Below are 26,213 nucleotides of genomic sequence, written 5' to 3'. Positions count from 1 at the left end.
TCTCAAGCTTTCATATTTATTGTTATACCTGATTACATCTGTTGTAGTATGACCCTTAAATCGTCTTTCTCAAACTGATATGCTTCATTACAAAAATGGCAGATTACTTCCACTTTCTCATCCTCGTTCAGAAGCTGCTCTATTTCTGCCCGCCCCAGGGAGACCAAAGTTTGTTCCACTCGCTCTTTAGAGCACTTGCAGCGAAATTCAACCTCCGACTCACCCAGCACCTGCACTTCAGGCAAAATTTTATGTAAAATATGTTCAAGATCCATTCCTTGCTCCAGCATCTTGGTAATCGGCTCAACCCGTGATAGTTGTAGCTCTATCAGCGAAATCTCATCATCGGTTAATCCGGGCAAAAGTTGGATAATAAACCCGCCTGCCGCTGTTACCGTGTAATCGACACCAACTAAAACTCCAAGCGCCACAGCGGAGGGAGTTTGTTCGGATTTGGCAAAATAGTAGGTGAAGTCTTCAGCAAGCTCCCCAGAAACAAGTGGTATACTGCCGCGGTAAGGCTCTTTAAGACCTAAATCTTTGATAATATTCAAAAAGCCTTCGGTTCCAACCGCCCCGGCAACATCCAATTTCCCCGCCTCGTTCAGCGGTAAATCAACCTCCGGATTATCAACATATCCGCGAACCTCGCCGTGAGCATTGGCATCGACCACGATCTGACCAATCGGTCCTCTGCCTTTAACAAGAATCGTTAATTTTTCTTCGCCTTTTAGCATGGCACCCATCATTAACCCCGCCGCAACGGTTCGTCCTACTGCAGCAGTAGTTGTCGGTGTCATAGCATGGCGCTTACTGATTTCATTTACGATACCCGTAGCCCGAACGGCAAAAGCTCTCACTTTGCCTTCCATGGCAGTCGCTCTAATTAAATAATCTCGCATCTGTGTTCCCTTTCATGATCGGCTGTATTAGATTGTCAGATCCGTCTTATTGATTACGTTCATAAATAATTTGCAAACCTTGTAATGTCAGCAATTGGTTCACGCACTTAATAGTACGTGATTCGCTGCAGATAAGTTCCGCCAATCCACCGGTGGCAACCACCTTCGGCTTAACTTTAAATTCATCGCAAATCCGATCCACAATACCATCCACCTGTCCGGCAAAACCGTAAATAATCCCCGCCTGCATCGAAGCTATCGTATTGCGTCCAACAACACTTTTCGGCTTTACCAGCTCGATTCGCGGCAGCTTGGCAGCTCGCTGATACAAAGCCTCCGTGGAAATACCTATCCCGGGAGCAACCGCTCCTCCGATATATTGTCCCGCTTCATCTATATAGTCGAAGGTCGTCGCCGTCCCGAAATCAACCACGATACAAGGCGCCCCATATTGCTCGATGGCTGCGACCGCATTCACAATCCTGTCAGCACCAACCTCCCGTGGATTTTCATAACGGATGTTGAGCCCTGTTTTGATACCCGGTCCTACAATCAGCGGGGCTTTCTTCAAGTATTTTACACACAATTGCTCCAGGACAAACATTAATGGCGGTACAACGGATGAAATTATTACGCCATTCACTTGATCTAATGAAATGCCTGCATGCCGGAATAAATTGTACATTGTCATTCCGTACTCATCAGCCGTTGCCGAACGATTCGTGCTTAAACGCCAATCATGCAGCAGTTGCTTCCCCTTGTAGATGCCTAATACAATATTGGTATTACCCACATCTACGACCAAAATCACGACTGTACCCCCTTCTGCTCATTTAGATCCAAACTAATGTCAAGAGCTTGAACAGAATACGTCAATCGGCCGACGGATATAACATCAATGCCCGTTTCGGCAACGGCTTTAATCGTTTCTAATGTGATGGAACCTGATGCTTCTACCAGAATATGCGCAGCTTGCGATTTAATGCGTGCAACTGCTGCTCGCATTTGCTCCGGCTTCATGTTATCCAGCATAATGATATCCGGCTGGGCTGACAAAGCCAGTTCCAACTGCTCCATGCTTTCAACTTCTATCTCAATCTTCATTGTATGCGGAATTTGGGAACGGGCAGCTCGAATGGCTTCTATGATACCGCCAGAGCCTTTAATATGGTTGTCTTTAATCATGACAGCGTCGTAAAGGCCAAACCGATGATTGTGGCCGCCGCCGACACGAACCGCATACTTTTCAAGCAGTCGGTGTCCTGGTGTTGTTTTTCGCGTATCTACCAGGCGGACCGGCAATCCTTGCAAGGCATCGACATACTGCTTGGTACGTGTGGCAATCCCCGACATCCTCTGCATTAAATTCAAAGCAAGACGTTCGCCGAGAAGGATGCTGCGCGTACTGCCAGATACTTCAGCTACTATAGTGCCGTAACTTACATCCTGTCCCTCTTGTACCTTCGCTTTGAATTCCAGCTCGGGATCGACCAATGCAAATACAGCCTCTGCAATCTGCAAACCCGCAATAATGCCACTATCCTTCAAATGAATAATACCTTTGGAACGGCTCTCCTTCGCAATGGTGGTCATGGTAGTTACATCGCCCATGCCTATATCTTCTTCCAGCCATAACCGAAGATTTTTATTTATAATTTCCATCTGCAGTTCATACATCAATATGTCCCTCCGTAATGCCCTGCTCGCGGCTGAAAACAGTGTGTTTTCTCCACAATAGGTCATCCTTCTCAGCAAAGTCCTCCCGATAGTGTCCCCCACGGCTTTCTTCCCTAATCAAGGCAGCCTCAGTGGTCAATAGAGCACAGGTCAGCAGGTTGGCAAACTCATAATCCTCGCGTTTGGTCAAGCTCGTATCGAATATAGACAGCTGGCGGCGCAGCTCATCATAGCCCTTTTGAAGACCTATCGCCGTACGCTTCAATCCGGCATATCGCAGCATGATCTTTTGAAGCTTTAGTTTCTTCTCTACAATAGGCTGCTGCGCATGCTCTGTTCTTTTTTTATCCACTGCTGTTACCTTGGCTTGTTCCAAAGGCTTCAGTTGGTGAATACGTTCCACAATCCTTCGTCCAAACACAATGGCTTCCGATAACGAATTGCTGGCCAAACGGTTCGCTCCATGCACACCTGTCGATGAAACTTCCCCGCATGCAAATAACCGCCTGACTTCCGTCTCCCCGTACAGGTCAGTCTTTACGCCACCCATCATATAATGGGCTGCCGGCGCCACAGGGATCCAATCGGAGGATAAATCCAATCCATAATTCAAACAAAACTCATAGATCGTAGGAAACCGATGCTTAACCGTTTCTTCCGATTCATGGGTAAAATCAATGTAGACGAACGTAGATCTCGTCTCTTCCATCTCATCTACGATAGCACGGGCAACAATATCCCTCGGAGCCAGCTCCAGCTGGTGATGATACTTCTCCATAAATCGCTCGCCCTTAATATTGCGCAAGATAGCGCCTTCACCGCGAACCGCTTCGGATACGAGAAACCTTGGAGCTCCCGGATAACATAGAGCCGTCGGGTGAAACTGAATAAACTCAACATCCTGGATTAAAGCCCCAGCCCTGTAAGCTATAGCGATACCATCACCTGTAGCAATATCCGGATTCGTAGTATAGCGGTACAATTGCCCAGCTCCGCCTGTGCAGAGGATAGTTGCATTCGCTCTCACAAATAATTTCTGACCGTCCTGCCTTTGAACTAAAGCTCCCAGACACTCGCCATCCTCCGTAATCAAATCAATAACAAAATGATCATCCCAAACTTCAATATTCGGATCCAGCTTCGTCTTCTCTGACAAAGCACGAACGATCTCAGCGCCGGTAGCGTCGCCATGTGCGTGTAAAATACGCCGTTGGCTGTGTGCCCCTTCCTTCGTAAGAGCAAACTCACCATTTTCCAAATCAAACTGTGTCCCCATATGTATTAAATCCTTAACGCCTGCAGGTCCTTCATGAACCAGCACATCGACAGCAGATGGCGAACATAATCCCGCTCCGGCAACCAAAGTATCCTGACGGTGATAGGCAGGTGAATCCTCATCCGAAATAACCGCAGCAATCCCGCCCTGAGCATAGCGGGTATTACTATCAAGAAGAGATTTCTTGGTAACCATAAGCACTTTATACTTTTCGCTAGCCTTTATAGCGGTAAAAAGACCGGCGATTCCCGCGCCGATCACCATTACTTCAATATGCACTTGAGGCAATTCATTAATATCAAAATCTACAAGATAACGTGGAATCATAGTTAGGCTCACCTCTTCTTACAAGAGAGTAACGCATGCTACTTCACTAGCAGCATGCGTTCCAGGGATGCTCTGGCTTGATCTGCGACATGTGGCGGCACATAAATTTGCGGCTGCATGGTTTCAAGACAGCGTACTACCTTTTTCAAATTATTTACCTTCATATTAGGACAAACCAAATATTTAGTAGCAAAATGGAATGATTTGTTCGGACTATCCAACCTTAATTGGAATCCTGTACCGTCTTCAGTACCAACAATAAACTCCTGATGTTCGGATTCTTTGCAATATTTAATAATCGCTGTAGTACTGCCGACAAAGTCTCCAAGCTTAACTACTTCAGGACGGCATTCCGGATGAACTACAAACTTGGCATTCGGATACTGAGCTCTCATTTCCTCCACATCTTTTACAGTAAGCATATCATGGGTGTTGCAATACCCTTCCCAAATGATTACTTTTTTGTCGGTAAACTTGGATACGTAATCACCCAAATTTTTATCCGGAACCCAGATGATTTCATCCGAATCAACCGACTCGATTACTTTAATCGCATTAGCTGAAGTACAGCAAATATCCGTCTCTGATTTAACATCGGCCGATGTATTGATGTAAGCAACTACCTTAGCATTCGGATGCTGCTTCTTTAAGGCGCGAAGTCCATCCACATTTACCATATCGGCCATCGGACAGCCAGCCCGCTCATCCGGTATTAAGACAGTTTTGGTCGGAGCCAAAATCTTAGCGCTTTCTCCCATAAAATGCACACCACAGAACACTATAACATCAGCATCGGTTGATGCCGCTTTTTGTGCCAATAAAAAGGAGTCGCCCCTAAAATCTGCTACCTCTTGAATTTCATCACGCTGATAATAATGAGCAAGAATAATGGCATTACGCTCTTTCTTCAATTGAAGAATTCTTTCCTTAAGCTCACGCTTTTGTTCCTCTTTACGCTCTAAAGCCAAAGCTTCCATCTTCACACCGTCCCTTCTGTCCTTGTTCCCCTTTATTAACTGCAAATTACCTAGTGAAAATGTTCACATAATATTTAAAGATTTACACCTAATTTACACAACATCCTTGGTGGTGTCAATGCTTAAATAACCACAAATTAGCCCGAAATTACTATTATCAGTCGGCCTTATTCCTCGTTCTTTCCCTTAGGACTAGTTTCTCGTCTGAAGTCGATATTTAACCTTCTCTAAAGAAGAAAAAGCCGGAAGCATTGGAAAATGCCCCGGCTTATTTCTAATAGTGAAATTAAGATTCTTTCTTCTCGTCATCGCCTGGATCAGCAGCTTTATCGAAATCCAGTTTGTTGGCTTCAGCCGTTGTCTGCTGGCTTTGAATGTTAACCTTCACATCCGTGGAGCTGACCTCGTCTAATTTGCCGGTATCGATTAACTGTTTGATCTGATCCTTCTCCAACGTTTCCTTCACAATCAAAGTTTCTGCAATCAGGCGAACCTGATCCGCATACTTCTCAAGTGTTGCCTTAGCGTTAGCATAACAGCTGCGGATAATCGTCTGCATTTCCTGGTCGATTTCGTATGCAATAGCATCACTATAATTCTGCTCATGTCCCAGATCACGGCCAAGGAATACTTGCCCTTGTACGTTACCGAATTGCATCGGACCCAGCTTATCGCTCATTCCGTACTCCATGATCATTTTACGAACAATAGTCGTTGCACGTTGGAAGTCACTGTAAGCGCCAGTTCCAACTTCGCCAATAAACATTTCTTCAGACACACGACCCGCAAGGAGACCTGTTACTTTATCAAGAAGCTCGGTCTTGGTGTTCATCATGCGGTCTTCGCCATCTTTAGGGAGCATCATTACATAACCGCCAGCGCGTCCTCTCGGAACAATCGTGACCTTATGAACCATTTCCGCATTTTCCACATGGTAACCAACAATAGTATGTCCCGCTTCATGGAAAGCGACCATGCGTTTCTCACGTTCGCTGACAACCCGGCTCTTCTTCTGTGTACCTACAACAACACGGTCGAAGGCTTCGTCCAGCTCTTCCATTGAAATATCTTTACGATTGCGGCGTGCTGCAATCAGCGCCGCTTCGTTCATTAAATTCTCCAAATCGGCACCGGTAAAGCCTGTTGTATAACGTGCCAATGCTTCAAGCTTAACATCTTTATTAAGCGGTTTGTTGCGAGAATGCACTTTCAGTACCGCTTCACGGCCCTTGATATCCGGGCGATCAACCGTAATCTGACGGTCAAAACGACCTGGACGCAACAATGCTGGGTCCAAAATATCCGGCCGGTTTGTTGCAGCAACAATGATAATACCTTCATTGGCGCCAAAACCATCCATCTCCACGAGGAGCTGGTTAAGTGTCTGCTCACGCTCATCATGTCCGCCGCCTAAACCGGCGCCACGCTGACGACCTACAGCATCAATCTCGTCTATAAATATAATACAAGGAGCATTCTTCTTGGCATTCTCAAACAAGTCACGTACACGGGATGCGCCGACACCGACGAACATTTCCACGAAATCGGAACCGCTTATGCTGAAGAATGGAACGCCTGCTTCACCTGCAACAGCACGTGCCAGCAAGGTTTTACCTGTTCCCGGAGGACCATTCAATAGTACCCCTTTTGGAATTCGAGCTCCTACAGCAGCAAATTTCCGAGGATCCTTCAAAAACTCTACAACTTCTACAAGCTCTTGTTTCTCCTCATCGGCCCCCGCCACATCTTCAAAGGTCACGCGCTTCTTCTCTTCATTATACAGCCTAGCGCGGCTCTTCCCGAAGTTCATTACTTTACCGCCGCCACCCTGCGCCTGGTTTAACAGGAAGAAGAACAGGATGAAAATAATAACGAACGGAATAATGGAGGTAAGGAAGCTGATCCAAACGTTGTCTCCTTCCATTTTTTCAACATTAATGGTCGGAACTTCGCCCTTTTCGATCATCTGGATAACTTCTTGGTCAAAAGGTGCACGGGTTTCGAAATTTTTCTTATCCGGCGTAGGCGGATTTTTGTATTTACCGCGAACCAAGTATGTATATCCGTCAAACTTCACACTGACCGATTCTACATTTTTTTCTATTAAGGCCTGTCGGAGCTTATCGTAGCTAATCGCGTCTTTCTGATCATTTTGTGTGCTGATAAAGTGAACGATACCGACAGTGACCAAAAAAATAAGCAAATAAAAGCCTGTATTGCGAATGATTCGATTCATCCCCTACCTCCTCTCAAAAACGGCAACTTTGTTTATTGTACCACAGCAAGTCTTGGCATCACAAGAAATGCTAATGGGAGTACACCTCAGGTTTCAAAATGCCTACATACGGCAGGTTGCGGTACTTTTCCGCATAATCGAGACCGTACCCAACAACAAATGCATCAGGGATAACAAACCCTTTATAGTCTGCATCTAAATCGACCGTTCTACGCGCAGGTTTATCAAATAATGCGGCAACGGTAATCGATAATGCATTACGGCGCTCCAGCACATCGATTAAATAACTCAATGTGAGGCCACTGTCGATAATGTCCTCAACAATTAGAACATGACGACCCTCTACCGAAATGTCCAAATCTTTGATGATTTTTACGACTCCTGTAGATTTAGTGGATTGCCCATAGCTTGAAACCGCCATAAAATCAAGCTCCAAAGGTATGGTGATTTGTTTAACCAAATCAGCCATAAAAATAAACGCTCCCTTCAGCACACAAATAACCAATGGATTGCGCCCTTCAAAATCTTGGCTTAGCTGCTGGCCCATCTCCTTTACTTTGTCTTGAATTTCTTGCTCACTGTAAAGTATTTCTTGAATGTCTTTTTGCAAGAGAGAACCTCCTACTAGAATAATTACACAATTATTTATACTATCTTGACATGCTAAAAGTTAATCCCTCTGGCATGTGAAGCTTCATATACAAAATCAGTCGGGTCGAGTCAGTAACCGTTGAAAGCGATGACCTTCGAACACCAGATAACCAAATAATACGGCCGTGACCATCGGTTATAATTGGAACCTTGGTACGTAAGCTCGGCGGAATTTTGGCATCGATAAAAATATCTTTTACTTTTTTTGACCCGTTTAATCCGAACAGGCTCATACGGTCTCCATCCCTGCGGCTTCGTACTTCTAATGGCTGCTGCAACTGATCCGCATCAAACCAAGCCGTGTATGGATTATCTGAAATCGGCACTGCCGCCTTATTGAAACGCTCGCGGTCCAACCATGTGCATTCCAGGCTCACACCTATTTCCGGTATTTCCAAATGGTTCTGGCCGGGCTCGAATGAGTGAGAAAAAGGGATAGGTGGTACCACATAATTATGTAGATAAACCCTATCATATTCCCTGGTCAGAATCAGGCTGCCCCCAATATTTAAACGTATATTGGAAGGTTCAACCTTAACAATAGCTTCCCGCATCTTCTCCAGCTTCAGGAAATCTATCGAATCAGGGTCTAAGCCAAGATAATTTAATATTAGTTTAATCAAACGCCTTTGTAAAGCAACATGTAACCCTGCGAACCAATTTCTTGACCATTTGGCGCAATCGCTTTCTTTAGCCACGCCCTCTACTAATAGAGCCCTTGCCTGCGCCTGCATATAGTCGTCTTCAGCAGTCATTAGCTCCGATAACCGATTAAGCGCCTGAGGCAGTTGTTCATTATACTGCTTCTGAAGCGAAGGCATCAGCTCCAGTCTTATTTCATTGCGAACATACTTGCTGTCCAGATTACTGCTATCGATACAATAGGATAAATGCTGATTGCGGCAATAATCTAATATTTCTGTTTTATATATACGGAGCAAGGGGCGAACAAGTTCCAATTCTTTTTCCTCGCGGCGTTTTGGAATTCCTGTCAGTCCGGACGGTCCGGTACCGCGGAGCAAGCGCATAAGAACAGTCTCAGCTTGATCGTCAGCATGATGCGCGAGAGCAATTCGATTTGCCTTGAACCGTACAGCCGCCTCGTGTAAAAACCGATACCGAATCTCTCTGGCTGCGCTTTGAGAATTTTTGCCCGTTTCTTTAATATACTCCGGAACACTGACATGAGCAATTTCTATGGGCAAACCAAGCCTTGCCGCCAATTCCGACACGAACGCCGCCTCTCGCTCCGATTCCTCAATTCGAAACCCGTGATTCAGATGGGCTACGCTTAAGCGCCACTTCCATTGTTCAGACAACGCAAAAAGGACATGCAGCAAAGCTACGGAGTCCGGCCCCCCCGATACCGCAACTACGATACTGTCCCCTACTTCAAAAAGGCGTTCCGCTCTGATTTCCTGTTCAACCCTGGACACTAAATCCATTGTTCAATTCCTTTCCTCGAAACAACACGCATTACGATGGCCAATAAAAATAAAGAGCTAGTCCAAACATTAATAAAGAGAGGGTGAAACATAACTTCAGCAAAGAGGACAGGCTGCCCTTCTTGGGGGCTGAGAGCGAAGGTTTGCCGTACCCTTGTCTGCGCCAATCAGCCAAAGCTTGCTTCGAAGTCGAATATTGCCCAAGCAGCGCTTTACGAAGCATCGGAGCAACCTGCCGTAGTGCCGGGTTTGACTGAAGCATGTTGATAAGAATATCCACGCTGCGATTTTGCGGCAGCAGCTTATCGATCCCCTTCATTCTCTGCTCTGTCTCCACACTACTGATGATCAGCACGGCAAAAGCGAACAAGTCATATGCCTCATCTGCTGAACGGGTCCCGGCTCCCCAATAGCCTCGATCATATACTTCTGTGAACTGCTTAACCGAACGGCCTTTAGCAGTAACCCCGCCGAAATCAATCAATTCAACATCACCATAACCGGACACAAGCATATTTTGTACTTTGATGTCGCCAAAAATATAGGCTTGCCCATGCAGCTCCACCAGCTTGCGAAGCATATTGGTCCCAATTAAACCGATCCAATCTCGTCCGTTTCGCCATATGAAGTCAGTCATGGACTGTCCTTTAATATAGCGCATTACATAGAAGGGTAGATTGACACCGTTCTCCTCGTAATCATCCACATCCAGCAAATAATGACGAAACGATGTATTCGACTTCGACAGTTCCTTAAGTGCATTGATCTCCGATTGATGATCCACTGCATCAAAGCCTATTTTCATTGCATATTGAAGCTTTCCCTTCATCACGAGATAGACTTTTCCGTTAGCTCCTGCCCCAAGCATTCGTTCAACACGGTACTGTGCCTTGTTCCATTTTCCGATGATGATTTTACCAGTATGTAGGTCTTGCTCAAACGACGTAATCACCCAGTATCCCTTCCTTGCCTGCAGGCGTGCGCCCTGACGCTCGCCCAGGATTCGCTTCATCGCCTTCTTTACTGATTTTATCGTCAGCAATGCCGCTTGTCATGAGTTGAATTACTTTTAGAAGCGCAGGCCCCGTAGGTGTCGTACCCTTCATGTTTAATTTATAGAACAAACGGTTCAAATTTGCAAGGTCTCGTGTCCAATCCAGGTCCATTTCCACATCAAGCCGTGATGAAGGAGAGCCCGGAAAATGAAATACTGCTGTCTCGCTCACACCCGATCGAGCTTGCAGACTAAGCTGCAAATCATAAATCGCTTCCTTCACGGCTTGCAGCTTGGGTTTCATACTTGCGCTCGTATCAATCAGCAGTGCAACCCTCAAAGTGGCGGTTTCACTTAGATCATCCAGAACTTGAACGACTTGTGAACGCTTATCCGGGGGTAAGCTTTCGATTTTGGAGTCTCCTAATATGTGCTGCAGCTCCTTGCCAATCACCTGCTGAATCGTCTGGGCAACTGTCTTTCGAGTCATCATCTGAACCGTCTGAGATAGCTGGGCCGTCGTAACTATTCGACTCATTCCTCCGCCTGCCAGCGCGATTTCATTGATTTCCTCGGAACCATGCTCTCCCAGCAAACCGGAATCCAAGAGCCCTATGACATTTACGGTAATGCCTTCCACTTTCGCATTCGCAGCTGCAATAACCGGACTAATCCCTACATTTGAACAGCCGTCGGTAATAAGTATAATCTGTTTCATTTCTGTTCCCTCCCAAGAGCAAGCATCGAATGGATCCTACCATTCCTATCAGTTTTTCCACTTTGCAAGTTTCCTAAACTTGGGAATCGAACTCAAACAAGGACTATCCGAAAAGAAATCGGAAGTCCTTGTTATGTCAGATCTCTTATTTGCGGGCTAGTAGAGCTATGAAAACTGTTTCGCATTAACTAACCGTTTTAGGCCGCTCGATACGCTGCATACCTGGCCAACTGAACGTGGCCCATTCCGGTTGATATTTCTCCAAACGCGCTACAACAACCGTCATATCGTCATATATTTCGCCATGGTGATACCGTACAATCCTCTCCAGCAAAATGTCCGCAAATTCCTGCGGTGATTCCGTATCGATTTCTGTAAGCAAACGCTTCATCCATATATCTTTATTGACGGCATGTCCTGGCGCATCATAAATGCCGTCAGTCATCATTATCAGAATATCACCTGGCTGCAGCGGCAGGCTCACCAAATCGACGTCAATTTCGTGAAGAATACCTACCGGCAAATTATTACCCGTAATGGGAAACACTTCGCCTCCTCGTTTAATAAAGCTGGGTGTGGAGCCGATCTTCAAAAAAGTCGTATGCGCATTGTACAGATCAATAATGGCCACATCGACTGTTGCATACATTTCGTCAGAGGAGCGCAGCATGAGCACAGAATTAACCGATTTGATCGCCAACTTTTCATCCATGCCTGACTGCAGCAGCTGCTGCAGAATCGTCAGTGCGGTGCTGCTTTCTGCTCGCGCCCGTTCCCCATTGCCCATGCCGTCGCTCAACGCAACAGCAAACTTCCCATTACCAAGCTCCACCGTACTGAAGCTGTCCCCTGACAGCAGATCTCCTCCTTTTGCCGCTGCGGCAATCCCCGTCTCTACCTCATACTCCTTAGCTGATCCGAACACTACGGTGCTGTAACCTTCCTTTCGCTCCAGCATCTGTTCATTTTTCACCGCGATATGCTCACCTAATATATCCGTCAATAAAGGAGCTATAATTTTACGGCATTCGTCAAACCCCCTTGTATACTGGTGGATGATTTCAATTTCCACGTTCCCTTCGTCCAGGCTGATGATATCAATACTGTGAATAGATAGGCCCAACTCCTCCAGTCCAACTCGTATTTGCTCCTCCTGTAAAAACAGCTCCTGCCCCTCTCGTTTGATTTCCTTAGCCAAATCCTCCATAACCTGTGACACACCGGATAGCTGATCGGCTACTAATTGACGACTATCGATAATTTGTTTTTTCCAATGCTGGTCATTTCGGTATAGGCTATACTGCTGTTTCATCACTGTAAGCACCTGATCGGGCTTGATACAGACCTTCTTCCATTGCGGCAAAATATCTTTACGTCCCATCTCCTCCCTAAGCTCGACTTCCGTCATCATATCGGTCATGAACTTATGCGTTTGATAAAATTTATCATTCCAGCATTGATTTCGTTTCCAGCAAGAGGAGCATGATCGTTCAGCCACCGAGTTCATAAAATGCCCGACTTCCTCTTCCTTCTGCCTCGGCTGGGAGTCTACGGTAATTTGCTTAAAGCTTTTGGAGAGCTGGCGGAATACCTCCGAGAATTGCTCCACACGATTTGCTGTAATATCTCTTACTCTTTTCGCATAATCATGTTGAGACTTCAAATTTTCCTGAGTACCCGGCACGTATTTAGCCAATGTATCAATGACCCCTCTAGGGGTGAGGAGAAACAGCAGGACAGCCGCTACTGATTCCCAAGTAGAATTAATGACTTCAGCTTGATTGCCAATATAAAAAGAGAGAATCGAAGAACCAAGCAACATCCCTAGCCCCACGGCGAGCTTATTGCCTTCTTTTAATAAACCTGCGAGCATCCCAGCAAATGCCAGCAAACTCATCTGGTAAATGGCGTTGGAGTTAGCAAGGCTCAGGATTAACCCTGTAATGACACCGACCGAAGCTCCCAGCGGCGCTCCTCCGACTAACGCGAATAGTAAGATAAGATATCTCGATAAAACATGCTCCACAGTGACAGGCCCGATCGACCAACCAACTGTTCCCGTCATTACGGAGGCAAGCAGAATGATAAGACAGATGACTTCCTCGTTTTTTAAACTGTAGTTTTTGCGGGTAAGGGTAAATACAGGGACGGCTTGCAAAAAGATATGGGTTAATATTAAGCTCAGCATCGCCTCGACCCCGGTCAACATAAAGGAGTACCAGCTCAATTCCGTTGAAACGAGATGCACGAACAATTGAACGAGAAAAACCGATACAAAAACAATCACGGGGGAATACGAAATATCTGAGCGCTCAAACCTTTCCACACCTTTCTGGATAAGTACAAACACGAGTATTTCTGACACCATGTAACTGGTATGCTGGGGATCTCCCGAGAGTAAACCGCCCAAAACCAGGAAGAATCCAGTCATGAACAGAAGCTCTCGCCGCAAAAAATACACAACAGCAAAAAATGCAATCGCAAACGGAGATAACTGATCAAGAATCATAGCTCTGCCTAGCAAAAATGCCATTAACAATAACAAGATTGACCACTTCTTAGTGTTCACCGACTGTACCAGCCGATTCTCCAGCAACACGCTCGCCGTCTTCTGCTTCGCTTTCTGACTCCATCTGTTCCATGTAAGCCCAACGTGACTGAAACCTGATTTTCTTTGCATACTTTATGAACACCACCCATAGCCTATTAGTGGTCTTAGTATAACGGCACTCTATTATAAAGTTTGTCAGAATGAGTTGGTAGGTATAAAGTTTTTTCCGACAAAAATCAAGACTGACGCGCTAATGACGAAAACCCGCCGCCCCTATATATGAAAGCGTTTCCAATAATTTTCGTAATACCTGCTTCTTCTCAATACTTCATAACAAAGGTCTACTAAACGTACGTTATTGCCGTTAGATGTTGTCGATTCACTCTATTCATAATAATATACGACAAAAGCTCCAAATCCAAAGAAGCTATTCAACACAAAAAACGCCCCGCCGGAATCAAAGTTCTCGGCAAGGCGCCTTTTTTTCATCTTACAATAGCGGCGAAGGGGATCGAACCCCCGACCTTACGGGTATGAACCGTACGCTCTAGCCAGCTGAGCTACACCGCCACAACAAGCATGAGTATATAATAGGCCTGGACATTTTGTCAAGCAACAATAAGGGGTGATTTCGCTGCCAATAGCTTGAAATAACTAAAAAGCCGTGCAGGCGAATTCCGCCCAAACGGCTGCATATGCTATAGTTAATCGCGTCTAGCGCCTCGGCCTCCACGTTTCCCTTCGGTGTTCTTCTTCAGGGACGAGATGCGTTCCTCGCTATCTTTTAGAAAGCGCGATACTTTGTCTTCGAATGTAGGTTTACCAGCAGGAGGTTTGCCTCCACGGCCGCCGCCGCCAAATCCACCGCCTCGGCCTCCACGGTCTCCACCGCCGCCGCCGCCAAAACCGCCTCCACGGCCACCGCCGCCAAATCCACCACCAGGGCGACCTCCACGATCTCCGCCGCCAGCGCCAGGTCCGCCGGGTCCGCCACCTTGTCTTTCAAAACGAGGGGGCCTTGGAGCTTCAACCGGTTTGTCTACCGCTTGTTTAATCGATAGGCCGATTTTGCCATCCTTGTCAACATTAATCACTTTAACGGTAACCATGTCATTCAACTTAAGATGATCGTTGACATCCTTAACATAGTTATCTGCTATCTCCGAGATATGCACCAGGCCCGTACCGCCCTCAGGCAGTTCAACAAACGCCCCAAAGTGAGTAATGCCCGTAACCTTTCCTTCCAGCTTGCTGCCGACTTCAATTGCCATAAAGTAAAATGTTCCTCCCTTAAATAGTTAACGAAACCCTGACAATGCAGATTATAACGTACAGCTACAATATGGTCAACTAAAGGTTTGATAGCGCTATCGTGCCTATCTCTTCTGTTCCTTAGGTACATAGAACAGGGTTTCTCCCTGCTTAACATAATGTAACTCTTTTCGAATTTTTTGTTCTACGTATTCTGGATCGTTCAACCGAACAATTTCACGTTTCGTAATCCCATTGGTTTGCTGCGTTTCTTTGTATTTCTGCTCCAATGCGGTTAGTTTCTCGCTTCTGTCATTGATTTTACCGATTTGATTCCACAGAGTGACTCCAGCCCAGCTTAGAAAGCAAGCAAGAACAATCATGACCAATCGGCGTCTGCGATAAGAGCCTTTGTTAAACGGCTTGGTATTGTTGCTTGCCAATCGGGCAGAATTCATAGCTGTAAAACCCTCCTACGTCCGACCAAAAAGCCGCCGAATAAACGACGAGACCACTTGACCTGATTTGTTTATCCATGAAGGAATGTGAATCCGACGGATTAGCGGCTTACTTAGCCACCATAACAGTTTCCACACAGGATAAAGCAATTGTAACATAATTTTATACAGGAAAATAGCTATGGCTAATAAAAATCCTAAAATTATAATAGTTGCCCTATACATCCATACGATAGGTTTTATTATCAAAATTTCAATTGTGCGTTTACCTATACGGATTAAAGCTCGAACAAACCGAATCATCCATAGAATCATTTGGACGACCGCTCGGCTGAACAGCATAAAGTACACAGCAATTCCTAGCAGCAAGCCAACAAAAATGAACATCCGCACTTGTCCTAAATTGCTTGCATACAAAAGCTTGAATACAAGCAAGGTTCCGATGAGCCAAAACACGAGATCCAGGAGGTAGTAAGCATACCGCGGCGCCTTCAGCTGGCTTGCAAGCACCCGGTATAAATCAAACAATCCCCCTAAGGATAACCCACCCAGCAGCATCATGCCCATCGTAACAAACTGAGTTTGCAGTGTCACTTAAAGAGCTTGCCCCATAATCCCTTGGATTTCCCTTGGGAGTTTGCGTCAACATAGGCCAGCTCGTTCACTAATCCTTCAATCGCCACCAGCCCCTGCTCGAGGCTTAAGTTTTTAATGTGCAGGTTCTGACCTCTGATCATAAGAAACCCAAATTCGGTTTCCAGTAAAAACTCTTCGCTGTCAAAGCTTTCTACGTTCATAACTCCGGACACTTCGAGCAGCTTGCGATTGAGCATTTTTATTTCTTGTCGCTTCACTTTTCCCGGCTCGATTGCCATGGACGATCCCTCCTGGCAGCTTTGGTTGTTTGGATGCGGTCTTGCCATGACTTCGTCAGGCTGCGGATCAGTGTAACGACCTCCGGCCGCTGTTGAAAACGAGTTTCTTGATTAGACTAAGAGGTGAAAACTCGTTTTCAAAGGCGGCACGTAAACTCTCCGGTTCGTTACACTGCCCTCCGCCCACTAACATGGCAATAAAAAATACCTAACAACAAAGCTTGTTTACTTAAAAATATGGGGGGATGTCCAAGAATAGAACTACAAAAAAAAGAAGACTGAACGCGTCAGTCTCCCTGGCTTTGCCATAATTCGGTTTTGTGCATTTCTTCTTTAAGCAGAGTGTACATGTTCGCCGCATCTTCCTTGCGGGTAGATTCGGCAAGTTGTTCCACACGAACCGTCACGCTCTTTTGCCCGAATTGAATTTTCAATTCATCGCCGACCTTGACGGCACTGCTTGGTTTTGAGTCTTTCCCATTAATCCAGACACGCCCTTGATCGGATACATCCTTAGCAACGGTGCGCCGCTTGATTAACCGGGAAACCTTGAGAAATTTATCAAGCCGCATTATTTTACCGCTTCTTTAAGCTTGTTACCTGCTTTGAAAGCCGGAACTTTTGACTCAGGAATTGTAATTTCTTTACCTGTTTGAGGATTGCGTCCAGTACGTCCGGAACGTTTGCGAATTTCAAATGTTCCAAAACCGATTAGTTGGACTTTGTCACCAGTAGATAAAGCATCGGTTACTTCGCCCAAGAAGTTGTTAAGAACGGTTTCCACGTCCTTCTTGGTCAAACCGCTTTTTTCTGCAATGTTGCTGATCAAGTCTGTTTTGTTCATGGATACTTTTCCTCCTCAAAATAACTCTATGTTATGTATTCTTTGTTTTTCAGGAAATTCCTGCTAGTTATTGTCGATATATAAAACTTTTTTTGCTTCCTGCCACAAAGATTCCATCTCTTGTAGATCAGTTTGGTCAAAATTTTTGCCCTTTAAACGCAGCTGCCGCTCTATATACCCGAATCTCTCAAAAAATTTGCGATTGGCGCCAGACATAGCTTCCTCCGGCTCAATTTTAAGAAAACGGGCCAGATTAACAACCGAAAACAGCAAATCTCCAAGCTCTTCCTGCTGCTCTTTTTTCGAAAATTGAGCTATTGCTTCTTTCACTTCAGCCAGCTCCGATTCGACAACCTCCAACACTTCATCCAATCGGCTCCAATCAAAGCCGACAGCAGCAGCCTTCTTCTGAAGCTTATAAGCCTTCATCAAGCCCGGCAGCTCACGGGGAACACCGCTCAGCAAAGGAAGCTCGTCAGGATCAATCCCTTTTTGACGTTTCTCTTCTTGTTTAATCTGCTGCCAGTTTTGAAGAGCTTCATCCGCATCCCCGGCCAAAGCCTCTCCAAAAACATGAGGGTGGCGGCGAATCAGCTTCTTATTTAAAGCTTCAATGACGTCCAGCACTGTAAATCCGCCTTCTTCAGCTTCAATCTGGGAGTGCAGCATTATTTGCAGCAATAGATCTCCCAATTCCTCAGCCATATGATCAGGATCTTCTTCATCGAATGTTTCCAAAACCTCGTAGGCTTCCTCTATTAAATTTTTGCGCAAAGATTGATGCGTCTGCTCCCGATCCCAAGGACAGCCCTCCGGGCTGCGAAGAATTGCCACAATTTCATGCAGGCGGGCAAAGGTCCGGTTGCGAAGCTTATCCTCATCCGTCCGCGGAATCCAGACAAGCGACAGATTGCCGTAATCCTGGAGATGATCCAGCTCGAACAGCGGTATGCGATGTATCTTTTCTTCATCGGCTACACCCAAAGCATGTCCGACCACGACTTCCATGTCGTCCGGGTACAGCTCCATTAACGTAAGCTTCACATCTGAGGCTGTAAAAGTGTCATACACTTGACCGATCACTGTATGCAGCTGCGGGTTCAAGCTGTGAACGGATAGTGCCGTTCCATTAAGCAATTGGAACCCGTCAATCGGATCAAAGCCAAGGCGCAGAAACGCTTGGTCCAGAAAGCTTTCTCCACCCAGAAGCGCAAGCGTCACCCCCTCCTGCGGACAACGATCACGCAGCAGCTGTACTGTCATCTCAGCCACCATCGGATGGCCGGGAACTGCATAGATAATACCTGCCGGCGCGGACTTGGCCAAAGCTAGCAGCTCAGCGGCAATTGCCTCATATACACCCTCGAAGGTGTCATGACTTTCATATAACGCGTCAAACGATTCATAAGCGATATTGTTGTTTGTCAGCATGCCGATCATTGGATGCTGATCCGTTCGCAGATACAGCTTATCCGCTGCCTGCAGCTTCTTCCAGACGCCTAGCGTCAGCTGATCTTCATTGCCGGAGCCTAAACCGACAACTGTGATTTGAGGTTGCATGAATATTCGCCTCCTTCGTTCAAGTGGGTCGAGAATGGGGTAAAGATTATGAGTGGGAAATATAAGTCACGATAAGTAGGAGTTCAAACCATTCTTATCTCAGCAGCTTCGTTCTGCGCAGCAGCGCGAGAGGTTTGCCTCTCAGCTGCGGAACCTGCTCCAGCTCGGCGGAGGACACGACGCCGAGACGAAGCAGTGCGAGCGCGTATACAAGCGCTCCAACGGCTACGCCTGCGAGCGAGACCACGGTGGCCATGCCCCGAAGGGGCAGGCCCACGTGGAGCGCTCCCAGCAGCGCAGGCAAGCCGCGCGTCACGGCGAGCAGGCCCACCGTCATCAAGCCGAGGCTGAGCATCGGTTTGATGACGGTCTGGCCGAACGCCGGCGTGACGCCGGTGGCGCGCAGCGCGTGGGCGAGCGCGAGGCCGCCTGCGAGCGCGTAGGCGACCACCGCCGCGGTCGCGGCGCCATCGATGCCCCAGCGGGGCACAAGGGCGGCGTTCGCCGCGATTTTGGCCGCCGCCGCGGCGAGCAGGTAAAACGCCGGCGCAGCCACGGCGCCGAAGCCCTGGAGCACGCTGCTTGCGACGATGTTGAGTATGCTAAACAGCGCAGTAAAGCTAAGAATAACCATCGCTAACGATCCTTCACCGCTTCTGAAGAACATCACATTAATCGGTTCAGCCAGCACGGCCAAACCAACCGAAGCAGCCAACCCGATCAGCCAGGTTAGACGAAGCGATTGCTCCGTCCGGCTGCGAAGCAGCGCAGAATCCCCCTTAGCCTTCGCCTGAGCTATAGCAGGCACCAGCGCTGCGGACATGGAGGAGGCCAGCATTGCGACCAATTGAACCAGGGGGAGTCCATGATTGTAAAGACCAAACTGATATAACGCCCCCATTTCATCCAATCCGTGATGCTTCAGCAGCCTGGGCACGCTAAACGAATCTACAAGGGTCAGTATCGGCAGAGCAATGGTCCCGAGACAAATCGGCAGGGCGTAAAGCAAAAGACGGCGTATTAGGCTGCTATTGCTTTCCCTTGCATAGCAAACTTCTCCAGACTTCGCTGGAGCAAAAGCCGCAGTCTTCAGAAGAGAACTATCTTTTCCTTTCCTCCGCCCCTTCAAGTAATAATGAAGCATTACCAGCAATCCGGCAACAGCTCCCATTACCGAGCCAAATGTTGCCCCAGCAGCAATCCAATCGGCCCCGTAGCCATAATGAACGAAAAGCAACAATAGCCCAAACATAGTCGCTACACGAATGGTTTGTTCGACCACTTGAGAGACTGCGGTAGGTATCATATTCTGATAGCCTTGAAAATACCCGCGCAGCGCAGACATCACAGGCACTAACAGCAGTGCGAAGGAGACGCTGCGAATAGCCCTGCTTGTTTGACTCGCCCCCATCAATCCTGCCAGCCAATCAGCGCCGCAAAACAAAAACAAAAAAAACAAGAAGCCCGTAGCAGCCAGTACCGCTGACGATACCCTGAGTACGCGATGAGCCTCCTCATGACGTCCAGCAGATACATGCTCCGACACAAACTTGGAAACTACAATGGGAAAACCCGCCGTTGCCAAAAACAAGATTAATATATACAGTGGATAAACCGCATTATAAATACCGAACACTTCATCCCCTGCCACGTTTTGCAGCGGAATTTTCTGTATCGTTCCAATTAACTTCGATATAACAGCAGCTACACCTAGAACAGCTGCTCCTTTCAGCAGAGTCGCACCTGCTAGCTGCCCTTCTTTGCCTTGAGCCTCTGAATCTTCTTTCATCCCGCTTCCCCTTCGTGCAAACAGAGCTTATCCATCTTCCTGCTTTTTCCTTCTTACAATCCATTTATTATATACTATCTGGACACAACAAAAAAAGGGATCCCTAGACCCCCTTTTCAGGTTCCTCTATCTCTCCCTTTAATTTGTTTTACTATTTCACTGCTCCATTTGTTTGGCCAAAAACCCTGCGGCCGTTTCAGACATTTTAACTTCCATTTGCCCCATCTTAACATTTTCGTCCTTGCTGAAGAGAACCACTGATCCAATTGGATCGCCACCTGCAATAATGGGGGCAATGACATAAGAGGTATACGTATCACTTACATCCTTGATAACCTCATATTGGCCTGTGCTGCTTTCCATTGAAGTTTTACGGTTTTCCATACACGCTTCCACCAAAGAGCCGATTGATTTCTCCAGATAGTCTTTCTTGGACGCTCCAGCAACGGCAATGATGTTGTCACGGTCCGTGATCATAGTGATATGATTCGTGCTCTCATACAATGATTCCGCATATTCCTTCGCAAAATCACCTAATTCACCGATTGGAGAGTATTTCTTCAAGATGACTTCTCCATCGCGATCCACGAAAATTTCCAGCGGATCCCCTTCCCTTATCCGTAATGTGCGACGAATTTCCTTGGGGATAACCACTCTTCCTAAATCGTCAATACGACGAACGATTCCAGTTGCTTTCATGTTTCTTGATGCCTCGCTTTCCTTGAAGAGTTAGTTACGACTGGATAGCTAAAGTTTTATTCAATGTAGAGGGAATTTCATATTGTAACCATAGTATTCTTCGATTCCCATCGGCTTATACATGTGTTGCGTGTAAGACGTCATTTGAGCTAATTTAACCCATGTTGTTGATCTCTTTGATCAGCCACTTTGAGTTTATGTACCCGTGACGCTGACGTCGTTGCCTTCATTATGTCCATATTTGAGAAATAAAAACAGAGTACCCTCTCGGGTACTCTGGTAATATATTACTTAGCCGGTGTATCCGCCTTCGGTGCCTCAGGAGTTGGTGTTCCTGCTGGCGCCGTCGGGGCTGGAGCTGGGGCTGGCTTAGGCAAATTATTAGTTTCAATTAAAGTAGGCAGTTCTTTTTCTACAAATTCATACACTTGCGTTTCCGCCGCTTCCGAGCGCAAGCTTGGTTTTACCTCATCAAATGTTTTAGTTTTACGGGATTCTACCTTCATAATATGGTAACCGTAAGAGGTTTCAACAGGATCGCTAACTTGGTTTATAGGCAGTTCAATTGCAGCTTTCTTAAATTCAGGAACCCACTGAGAAATTTCAGCATTCTCATATTTACCGCCTTTATCCTTGGAGCCCGGATCTTCGGAGTACTCCTTGGCCAGTGCAGCAAAATCACCGCCATTCTTCAGCTTGTCCTGAACTTCGATTGCGCGTTTCTTCGCATCTTCCTTCGTACGGCTTTCCTTTTGGGTGGCCGGATCCATTGTTCCAATTAGAATATGGCTGACCGTTGCAATGTCATACGCATTTTTATCCTGCGCAAGATGCTTATCATACGCATCCTTCACCTGTTGATCCGTAACCTTGCTCTCCATAGCTGCAATTCCCTGCATACTGCGGAGAATAAAATCATTAATATCCTTTTCTGTCAGGCTGGCATCCTTAAGCTGCTTCTCTAAACCGCCCTCCTGCATGCCAAGAAACATTTTGATCTGATCCATTTGTTCTTTCGCCTTAGTTTCCGCTTCCTTTTTCGCTTTATCGTCCGCACGAGCCGAAAGCACACGGAATGTAACAAACTGCTTCATCATATCCTGCTGAAATGCAGGGTCCTCTTTGTATTGCGCATATTCTTTATAGAAAAAAGTATTGATATTCAGGAACGTATTGAATTCGCCACGCGTTACTTTCCCGCCATCCTTGTAGGTTACCAGCACCTCACTAGGGTTCGCTTCAGGTTTTGCCGGTGTTGTAGCACCTGGAGCCGGTTCTTCAACCTTTTTCCCACAGCCTGTAGCAACCACCGAAATCAAGGTTACCGCGGCTAAAACAGCAATAAGCCCCTTTTTTGTTTTCATCCATTTACTTGACAGCATTTTGCAATTCTCCCTTCGATTTCAAAGCACGCTTGTATTGATTCAGGAATTTTTCGAGCAATTCGATGGATTGCTCCGGCTGCAATCCCTTGCCCTTAAGATGGATATGAATTTGCGGACCGGCAATCAATTTCACACGGCCTTCAAACTCACTTGCTATGCTAAACAACAACTGCCCATCCAAATTGCCGGTTTGATCCGCATGAATCTTAATCTCATAATCCAGCCCTTTTTGCGAAATGGATTCGATGGCATACATGGAGCCATATGCCTTCAATCTCGCAACGGCAAGCAGATTGTGCACAGCTTCCGGCAAATCACCAAAACGATCTACAAGCTCATCATGCAGTTCAGCAGCCTCTTCCAACGACTTAACGGCTACAACCTTTTTGTAAATCTCTATTTTTTGCACGCTATCGTAAATATAATCACCGGGAATATAGGCATCCAATTGGATGTCCAAATGAGTTACCCAAGATTTAATTACTTCCGGCTCTTCGCCTGTAATCTCATGTTTCCGTTTGGCAATTTCCTCAGCAAGCATTTGGGAATACAAGTCAAAGCCTACCGATGCAATAAAACCATGCTGCTCGGCTCCAAGTAAATTCCCCGCACCGCGGATGGACAAATCCCTCATGGCAATTTTAAACCCTGACCCTAATTCTGTAAACTCTTTTATAGCTTGAAGCCTCTTCTCAGCAACCTCGGTCAGCACTTTATCACGCTGGTAAGTAAAGTAGGCGTAAGCAATCCGATTAGAGCGCCCTACACGGCCTCTAAGCTGGTACAGCTGGGATAAACCCATCTTATCGGAGTCATGAACAATTAATGTATTAACATTCGGGATATCAACACCGGTTTCTATAATGCTCGTGCTGACCAGTACATCGTATTCTCCATCTAAAAAGTCGAGAATCGTTTTCTCCAGCTCTTGCTCGGACATTTGGCCATGGGCAACCGTTACCCTCGCATCAGGGACAAGCATCGAAATTTGCTCAGCCATCTGATTAATGCCCTGGACACGGTTGAACAAATAATACACCTGTCCTTCACGAGCCAATTCACGTTCAATAGCTTCACGAGCCAATGCATTGCTCTGCTCCACCACATAGGTCTGTACCGGGAACCGGTTCTCTGGCGGCGTTTCGATGACTGACAAATCACGGACTCCAAGCATCGACATATGCAGTGTCCGAGGGATCGGCGTAGCTGTTAGCGTGAGCACATCTACATTCATTTTCAGCCGCTTCAGCTTTTCTTTGTGCGACACACCGAAGCGCTGCTCCTCATCGACGATAAGCAGTCCAAGGTCTTTAAATTTCACATCCGCTGACAGCAATCTGTGAGTACCAATGACGACATCCACAGTTCCCGCCTTGACACCCTTCATAGTCTCAGTCTGTTCCTTTTTGGAACGGAAACGGCTCAGCACTTGAATATTAAAAGGGTATCCAGAAAAACGCTCGCGGAATGTTTCATAATGCTGCTGCGCCAGAATCGTTGTCGGCACCAATACGGCCACTTGCTTGCCGTCGATGGCTGACTTGAACGCAGCGCGGATGGCGACCTCCGTCTTCCCATAACCAACGTCGCCGCAAAGCAGCCGATCCATGGGACGCGGTTTTTCCATATCCTCTTTGATCTCACTAATGGCACGCAGTTGATCCACCGTTTCCTCATAAGGAAACATACCTTCAAACTCCTGCTGGTATGTGGTATCCTGACTGAATCCGTATCCTGTTGTCGCCTGGCGCTCTGCGTATAATTTAATCAGGTCATCCGCAATGTCTTCAACAGAAGCCCGCGCCTTGCTTTTGACACGATTCCAATCAGCACCGCCAAGCTTATAAATCTTCGGCTCCTTCTCTTCGGAACCTACATATTTTTGGATATGGTCAATCTGGTCAATCGGGACAGACAGCTTATCTCCCCCGGCATACACAATATGCAAATAATCTTTATGAATTCCATTGATTTCGAGTGTGCCAATACCAACAAACTTGCCGATACCATGGTTAACATGAACCACATAATCGCCAACCTTGAGCTCCTGATAGCTTTTGATGCGCTCGGCGTTTTCTATTTTTTTATCAACTTTACGCGCTTTACGCTGCTTCTGAGTGAACATTTCCCCTTCGGTAATGACCACTAAATGAATATTCGGAAGCTCGAAGCCTGCCTGCAAGTTTCCCCTTAGAATGGTCGGCTCGTCAATATTATAATCAGCAAGCACACGGCGAACCCGATCCACGCGCTCTTCCCCATTGGCCAGAATCAGCACCTTGGCGCCAGATTTTTTCCAACGTTCCATCTCGGACTTCAGCACATTCATCTGACCGTGGAAATTTTGCATAGCCCGGCACATGAAGTTCACAATATTTTGCGGTTGCGTTTGTGGAACTTGCCGCAAAAATAAAGACATATACAGTGTCGGATAAGGCTTCCGCTGTAGTAAAGTTTCATAGGACTTCGACAGCACAAACGCCGGAATGCTCTTTCCATCCTGTAGCGACATGGTCGTCCATTCCGCTTCATCCCGCTCCAACTGCTTGGCTGTTTCCAACAATCTTGCCGGCTCATCGATCAGCAAAATAGTTTCCTTAGGCATATAATCAAGCAGAGTTTGCCGTTCCGGGTACAGTAAAGAGATGTATTTGAAAATCCCCGGGAAATATTGTCCCTCCCGCATCATTTCAATCTCATGCCCCACACCTTCAAGAAGACGGTCCTTGGCTCCCCGATCCGCCATCTTCTCAAGTTGAGCCTGCAGCAGATCATAAGCGTGCTGGGCCGCAACTTGTAAACGTTTTCCATCCGTAATAATCTCACGGCATGGCGTGATCACTAAAGCATTTAACTTGTCGATAGAACGCTGGTCCGTAACATCAAAGGTACGAATGGAATCAATATCTTCATCGAACAGCTCGACCCGGTAGGGATGGATTGAATATAGCGGAAAAAAGTCAATAATACCGCCCCGCACACTCATCTCACCCTTTGCTTCGACACGTTCCACGCGCTCGTAGCCCAGTCCAACCATGCGGGCAATAAAATCATCCAATTGAAGCGTCTCGCCCACCTTGATCGGAATCCTCGCTTCGGCAATCAACCCTTTGAGCGGAAGAACGCGTCGCATCCCTGCATAGGGAACAACGACAATGCCGTGAAATCCGGCTGCCAGTCGGGTCAACGCATCAATACGCTGCGCCAGCATCTCCGGACTTGCAACAGCCGTTTCCGCAGCCATAAGCTCCTGTGCCGGGAACAACAAGACTTTGTCGGCAGGCAAGCACTCGATCAAATCTTCAAATATTTTTTGCGCCGAGAACATGTTATGTGTCACGATAAATAACGGCTGCTGTAACTCCTCATAAAGAGCCGCCAGCATGACCTGTCGTGAGGAACCCGACAAACCAGACAGCAGCTGCTCTCTCATCCCGGAGCGTACGCCCGATACAATACTCTGCAAATCAGGATCTGCGGAGAATGCTTGAATTAAAGCCTGCAAAAACGTACACCCCTCTCACCCATTAACAAAAGCAACCCAAGGATAATTAGTCGCATCGTCTTTTAAGGACGAGCCATCCTGGGCTAGATTATA

General features: G+C 46.7%; 22 protein-coding genes and 1 tRNA gene. All 23 read right to left on the bottom strand.

The features are described from left to right. Positions 1 to 32: 32 nt before the first annotated feature. The 23 genes from hslO to mfd all read right to left on the bottom strand — a co-directional run bounded on the left by hslO (position 33) and on the right by mfd (position 26,120). Positions 33 to 902, bottom strand: coding sequence for an Hsp33 family molecular chaperone HslO (gene hslO, locus NV381_RS33555; RefSeq protein WP_258217660.1), 870 nt, complete (start codon positions 900 to 902; stop codon positions 33 to 35). Positions 903 to 948: 46 nt separating this feature from the next. Next, positions 949 to 1,713, bottom strand: a complete 765-nt coding sequence (locus tag NV381_RS33550) for a type III pantothenate kinase (protein ID WP_258217659.1) — start codon at positions 1,711 to 1,713, stop codon at positions 949 to 951. Continuing rightward, positions 1,710 to 2,579: a carboxylating nicotinate-nucleotide diphosphorylase gene (gene nadC, locus NV381_RS33545; protein WP_258217658.1), complete on the bottom strand. Its 870-nt coding sequence runs from the start codon at positions 2,577 to 2,579 to the stop codon at positions 1,710 to 1,712. Before nadC ends, NV381_RS33550 begins: the two co-directional genes overlap by 4 nt. Continuing rightward, positions 2,572 to 4,182 (bottom strand): L-aspartate oxidase, encoded by a 1,611-nt coding sequence (gene nadB, locus NV381_RS33540; protein ID WP_258217657.1) that lies wholly within the window; start codon positions 4,180 to 4,182, stop codon positions 2,572 to 2,574. Before nadB ends, nadC begins: the two co-directional genes overlap by 8 nt. 38 nt (positions 4,183 to 4,220) lie before the next feature. Then, positions 4,221 to 5,159, bottom strand: coding sequence for a quinolinate synthase NadA (gene nadA / locus NV381_RS33535; protein WP_258217673.1), 939 nt, complete (start codon positions 5,157 to 5,159; stop codon positions 4,221 to 4,223). Positions 5,160 to 5,445: 286 nt separating this feature from the next. After that, positions 5,446 to 7,395, bottom strand: coding sequence for an ATP-dependent zinc metalloprotease FtsH (ftsH, locus tag NV381_RS33530; protein WP_258217656.1), 1,950 nt, complete (start codon positions 7,393 to 7,395; stop codon positions 5,446 to 5,448). Between the two features lie 70 nt (positions 7,396 to 7,465). Beyond that, positions 7,466 to 8,005: a hypoxanthine phosphoribosyltransferase gene (gene hpt / locus NV381_RS33525; protein ID WP_258217655.1), complete on the bottom strand. Its 540-nt coding sequence runs from the start codon at positions 8,003 to 8,005 to the stop codon at positions 7,466 to 7,468. Between the two features lie 40 nt (positions 8,006 to 8,045). Beyond that, positions 8,046 to 9,491 carry a tRNA lysidine(34) synthetase TilS gene (gene tilS / locus NV381_RS33520; protein ID WP_258217654.1) on the bottom strand — a complete coding sequence of 482 codons (1,446 nt, stop codon included), beginning with the start codon at positions 9,489 to 9,491 and terminating at the stop codon, positions 8,046 to 8,048. 31 nt (positions 9,492 to 9,522) lie between these two features. Further along, complete coding sequence (locus NV381_RS33515; RefSeq protein ID WP_258217653.1) at positions 9,523 to 10,443, bottom strand: protein kinase domain-containing protein; 921 nt, start codon at positions 10,441 to 10,443, stop codon at positions 9,523 to 9,525. Then, positions 10,427 to 11,203, bottom strand: a complete 777-nt coding sequence (locus NV381_RS33510; RefSeq protein WP_258217652.1) for a vWA domain-containing protein — start codon at positions 11,201 to 11,203, stop codon at positions 10,427 to 10,429. The genes NV381_RS33515 and NV381_RS33510 overlap by 17 nt, the downstream gene beginning before the upstream one ends. Positions 11,204 to 11,387: 184 nt before the next feature. Continuing rightward, complete coding sequence (gene spoIIE, locus NV381_RS33505) at positions 11,388 to 13,883, bottom strand: stage II sporulation protein E (protein ID WP_258217651.1); 2,496 nt, start codon at positions 13,881 to 13,883, stop codon at positions 11,388 to 11,390. A gap of 367 nt (positions 13,884 to 14,250) precedes the next feature. Beyond that, a tRNA-Met gene (locus tag NV381_RS33500) sits at positions 14,251 to 14,324 on the bottom strand. A gap of 134 nt (positions 14,325 to 14,458) precedes the next feature. Then, on the bottom strand, positions 14,459 to 15,025 hold the full coding sequence (locus NV381_RS33495) for a S1 domain-containing RNA-binding protein (RefSeq protein WP_258217650.1): 567 nt from the start codon (positions 15,023 to 15,025) through the stop codon (positions 14,459 to 14,461). 105 nt (positions 15,026 to 15,130) lie between these two features. Then, positions 15,131 to 15,463 (bottom strand): FtsB family cell division protein, encoded by a 333-nt coding sequence (locus tag NV381_RS33490; protein WP_258217649.1) that lies wholly within the window; start codon positions 15,461 to 15,463, stop codon positions 15,131 to 15,133. Positions 15,464 to 15,478: 15 nt separating this feature from the next. Then, complete coding sequence (gene yabQ / locus NV381_RS33485) at positions 15,479 to 16,057, bottom strand: spore cortex biosynthesis protein YabQ (RefSeq protein WP_258217648.1); 579 nt, start codon at positions 16,055 to 16,057, stop codon at positions 15,479 to 15,481. After that, positions 16,054 to 16,338 (bottom strand): sporulation protein YabP, encoded by a 285-nt coding sequence (gene yabP / locus NV381_RS33480; protein WP_258217647.1) that lies wholly within the window; start codon positions 16,336 to 16,338, stop codon positions 16,054 to 16,056. Before yabP ends, yabQ begins: the two co-directional genes overlap by 4 nt. Positions 16,339 to 16,625: 287 nt before the next feature. Further along, positions 16,626 to 16,910, bottom strand: coding sequence for an RNA-binding S4 domain-containing protein (locus tag NV381_RS33475; RefSeq protein ID WP_171656573.1), 285 nt, complete (start codon positions 16,908 to 16,910; stop codon positions 16,626 to 16,628). Next, complete coding sequence (locus NV381_RS33470) at positions 16,910 to 17,182, bottom strand: HU family DNA-binding protein (protein WP_258217646.1); 273 nt, start codon at positions 17,180 to 17,182, stop codon at positions 16,910 to 16,912. Before NV381_RS33470 ends, NV381_RS33475 begins: the two co-directional genes overlap by 1 nt. Before the next feature lie 63 nt (positions 17,183 to 17,245). Beyond that, positions 17,246 to 18,742 carry a nucleoside triphosphate pyrophosphohydrolase gene (gene mazG / locus NV381_RS33465; RefSeq protein WP_258217645.1) on the bottom strand — a complete coding sequence of 499 codons (1,497 nt, stop codon included), beginning with the start codon at positions 18,740 to 18,742 and terminating at the stop codon, positions 17,246 to 17,248. A 94-nt stretch (positions 18,743 to 18,836) separates the two neighbouring features. Then, a complete protein-coding gene (locus NV381_RS33460; protein ID WP_258217644.1) occupies positions 18,837 to 20,531 on the bottom strand; it encodes a putative polysaccharide biosynthesis protein in 1,695 nt (564 codons plus the stop codon). Positions 20,532 to 20,687: 156 nt separating this feature from the next. Further along, positions 20,688 to 21,230, bottom strand: coding sequence for a stage V sporulation protein T (gene spoVT / locus NV381_RS33455; protein ID WP_258217643.1), 543 nt, complete (start codon positions 21,228 to 21,230; stop codon positions 20,688 to 20,690). Positions 21,231 to 21,517: 287 nt separating this feature from the next. Continuing rightward, complete coding sequence (locus tag NV381_RS33450; RefSeq protein ID WP_258217642.1) at positions 21,518 to 22,612, bottom strand: peptidylprolyl isomerase; 1,095 nt, start codon at positions 22,610 to 22,612, stop codon at positions 21,518 to 21,520. Then, positions 22,599 to 26,120 (bottom strand): transcription-repair coupling factor, encoded by a 3,522-nt coding sequence (gene mfd / locus NV381_RS33445; RefSeq protein WP_258217641.1) that lies wholly within the window; start codon positions 26,118 to 26,120, stop codon positions 22,599 to 22,601. The genes NV381_RS33450 and mfd overlap by 14 nt, the downstream gene beginning before the upstream one ends. Positions 26,121 to 26,213 lie beyond the last annotated feature (93 nt).

Origin of the sequence: Paenibacillus radicis (ex Xue et al. 2023) (assembly GCF_024722015.1) — a bacterium.
Classification (GTDB): Bacteria; Bacillota; Bacilli; order Paenibacillales; family NBRC-103111; genus Paenibacillus_S.
This window is presented reverse-complemented; position numbering and strand designations above follow the sequence as displayed.

Bases quoted from the DNA above. Each gene is read 5' to 3' on its own strand.
- hslO (WP_258217660.1), bottom strand. From the start codon at position 902: ATGCGAGATTATTTAATTAGAGCGACTGCCATGGAAGGCAAAGTGAGA.
- nadC (WP_258217658.1), bottom strand. From the start codon at position 2,579: ATGTATGAACTGCAGATGGAAATTATAAATAAAAATCTTCGGTTATGG.
- nadB (WP_258217657.1), bottom strand. From the start codon at position 4,182: ATGATTCCACGTTATCTTGTAGATTTTGATATTAATGAATTGCCTCAA.
- nadA (WP_258217673.1), bottom strand. From the start codon at position 5,159: ATGGAAGCTTTGGCTTTAGAGCGTAAAGAGGAACAAAAGCGTGAGCTT.
- ftsH (WP_258217656.1), bottom strand. From the start codon at position 7,395: ATGAATCGAATCATTCGCAATACAGGCTTTTATTTGCTTATTTTTTTG.
- tilS (WP_258217654.1), bottom strand. From the start codon at position 9,491: ATGGATTTAGTGTCCAGGGTTGAACAGGAAATCAGAGCGGAACGCCTT.
- NV381_RS33510 (WP_258217652.1), bottom strand. From the start codon at position 11,203: ATGAAACAGATTATACTTATTACCGACGGCTGTTCAAATGTAGGGATT.
- spoIIE (WP_258217651.1), bottom strand. From the start codon at position 13,883: ATGCAAAGAAAATCAGGTTTCAGTCACGTTGGGCTTACATGGAACAGA.
- NV381_RS33495 (WP_258217650.1), bottom strand. From the start codon at position 15,025: ATGGCAATTGAAGTCGGCAGCAAGCTGGAAGGAAAGGTTACGGGCATT.
- NV381_RS33490 (WP_258217649.1), bottom strand. From the start codon at position 15,463: ATGAATTCTGCCCGATTGGCAAGCAACAATACCAAGCCGTTTAACAAA.
- yabP (WP_258217647.1), bottom strand. From the start codon at position 16,338: ATGGCAATCGAGCCGGGAAAAGTGAAGCGACAAGAAATAAAAATGCTC.
- NV381_RS33475 (WP_171656573.1), bottom strand. From the start codon at position 16,910: ATGCGGCTTGATAAATTTCTCAAGGTTTCCCGGTTAATCAAGCGGCGC.
- NV381_RS33470 (WP_258217646.1), bottom strand. From the start codon at position 17,182: ATGAACAAAACAGACTTGATCAGCAACATTGCAGAAAAAAGCGGTTTG.
- mazG (WP_258217645.1), bottom strand. From the start codon at position 18,742: ATGCAACCTCAAATCACAGTTGTCGGTTTAGGCTCCGGCAATGAAGAT.
- NV381_RS33460 (WP_258217644.1), bottom strand. From the start codon at position 20,531: ATGAAAGAAGATTCAGAGGCTCAAGGCAAAGAAGGGCAGCTAGCAGGT.
- spoVT (WP_258217643.1), bottom strand. From the start codon at position 21,230: ATGAAAGCAACTGGAATCGTTCGTCGTATTGACGATTTAGGAAGAGTG.
- NV381_RS33450 (WP_258217642.1), bottom strand. From the start codon at position 22,612: ATGCTGTCAAGTAAATGGATGAAAACAAAAAAGGGGCTTATTGCTGTT.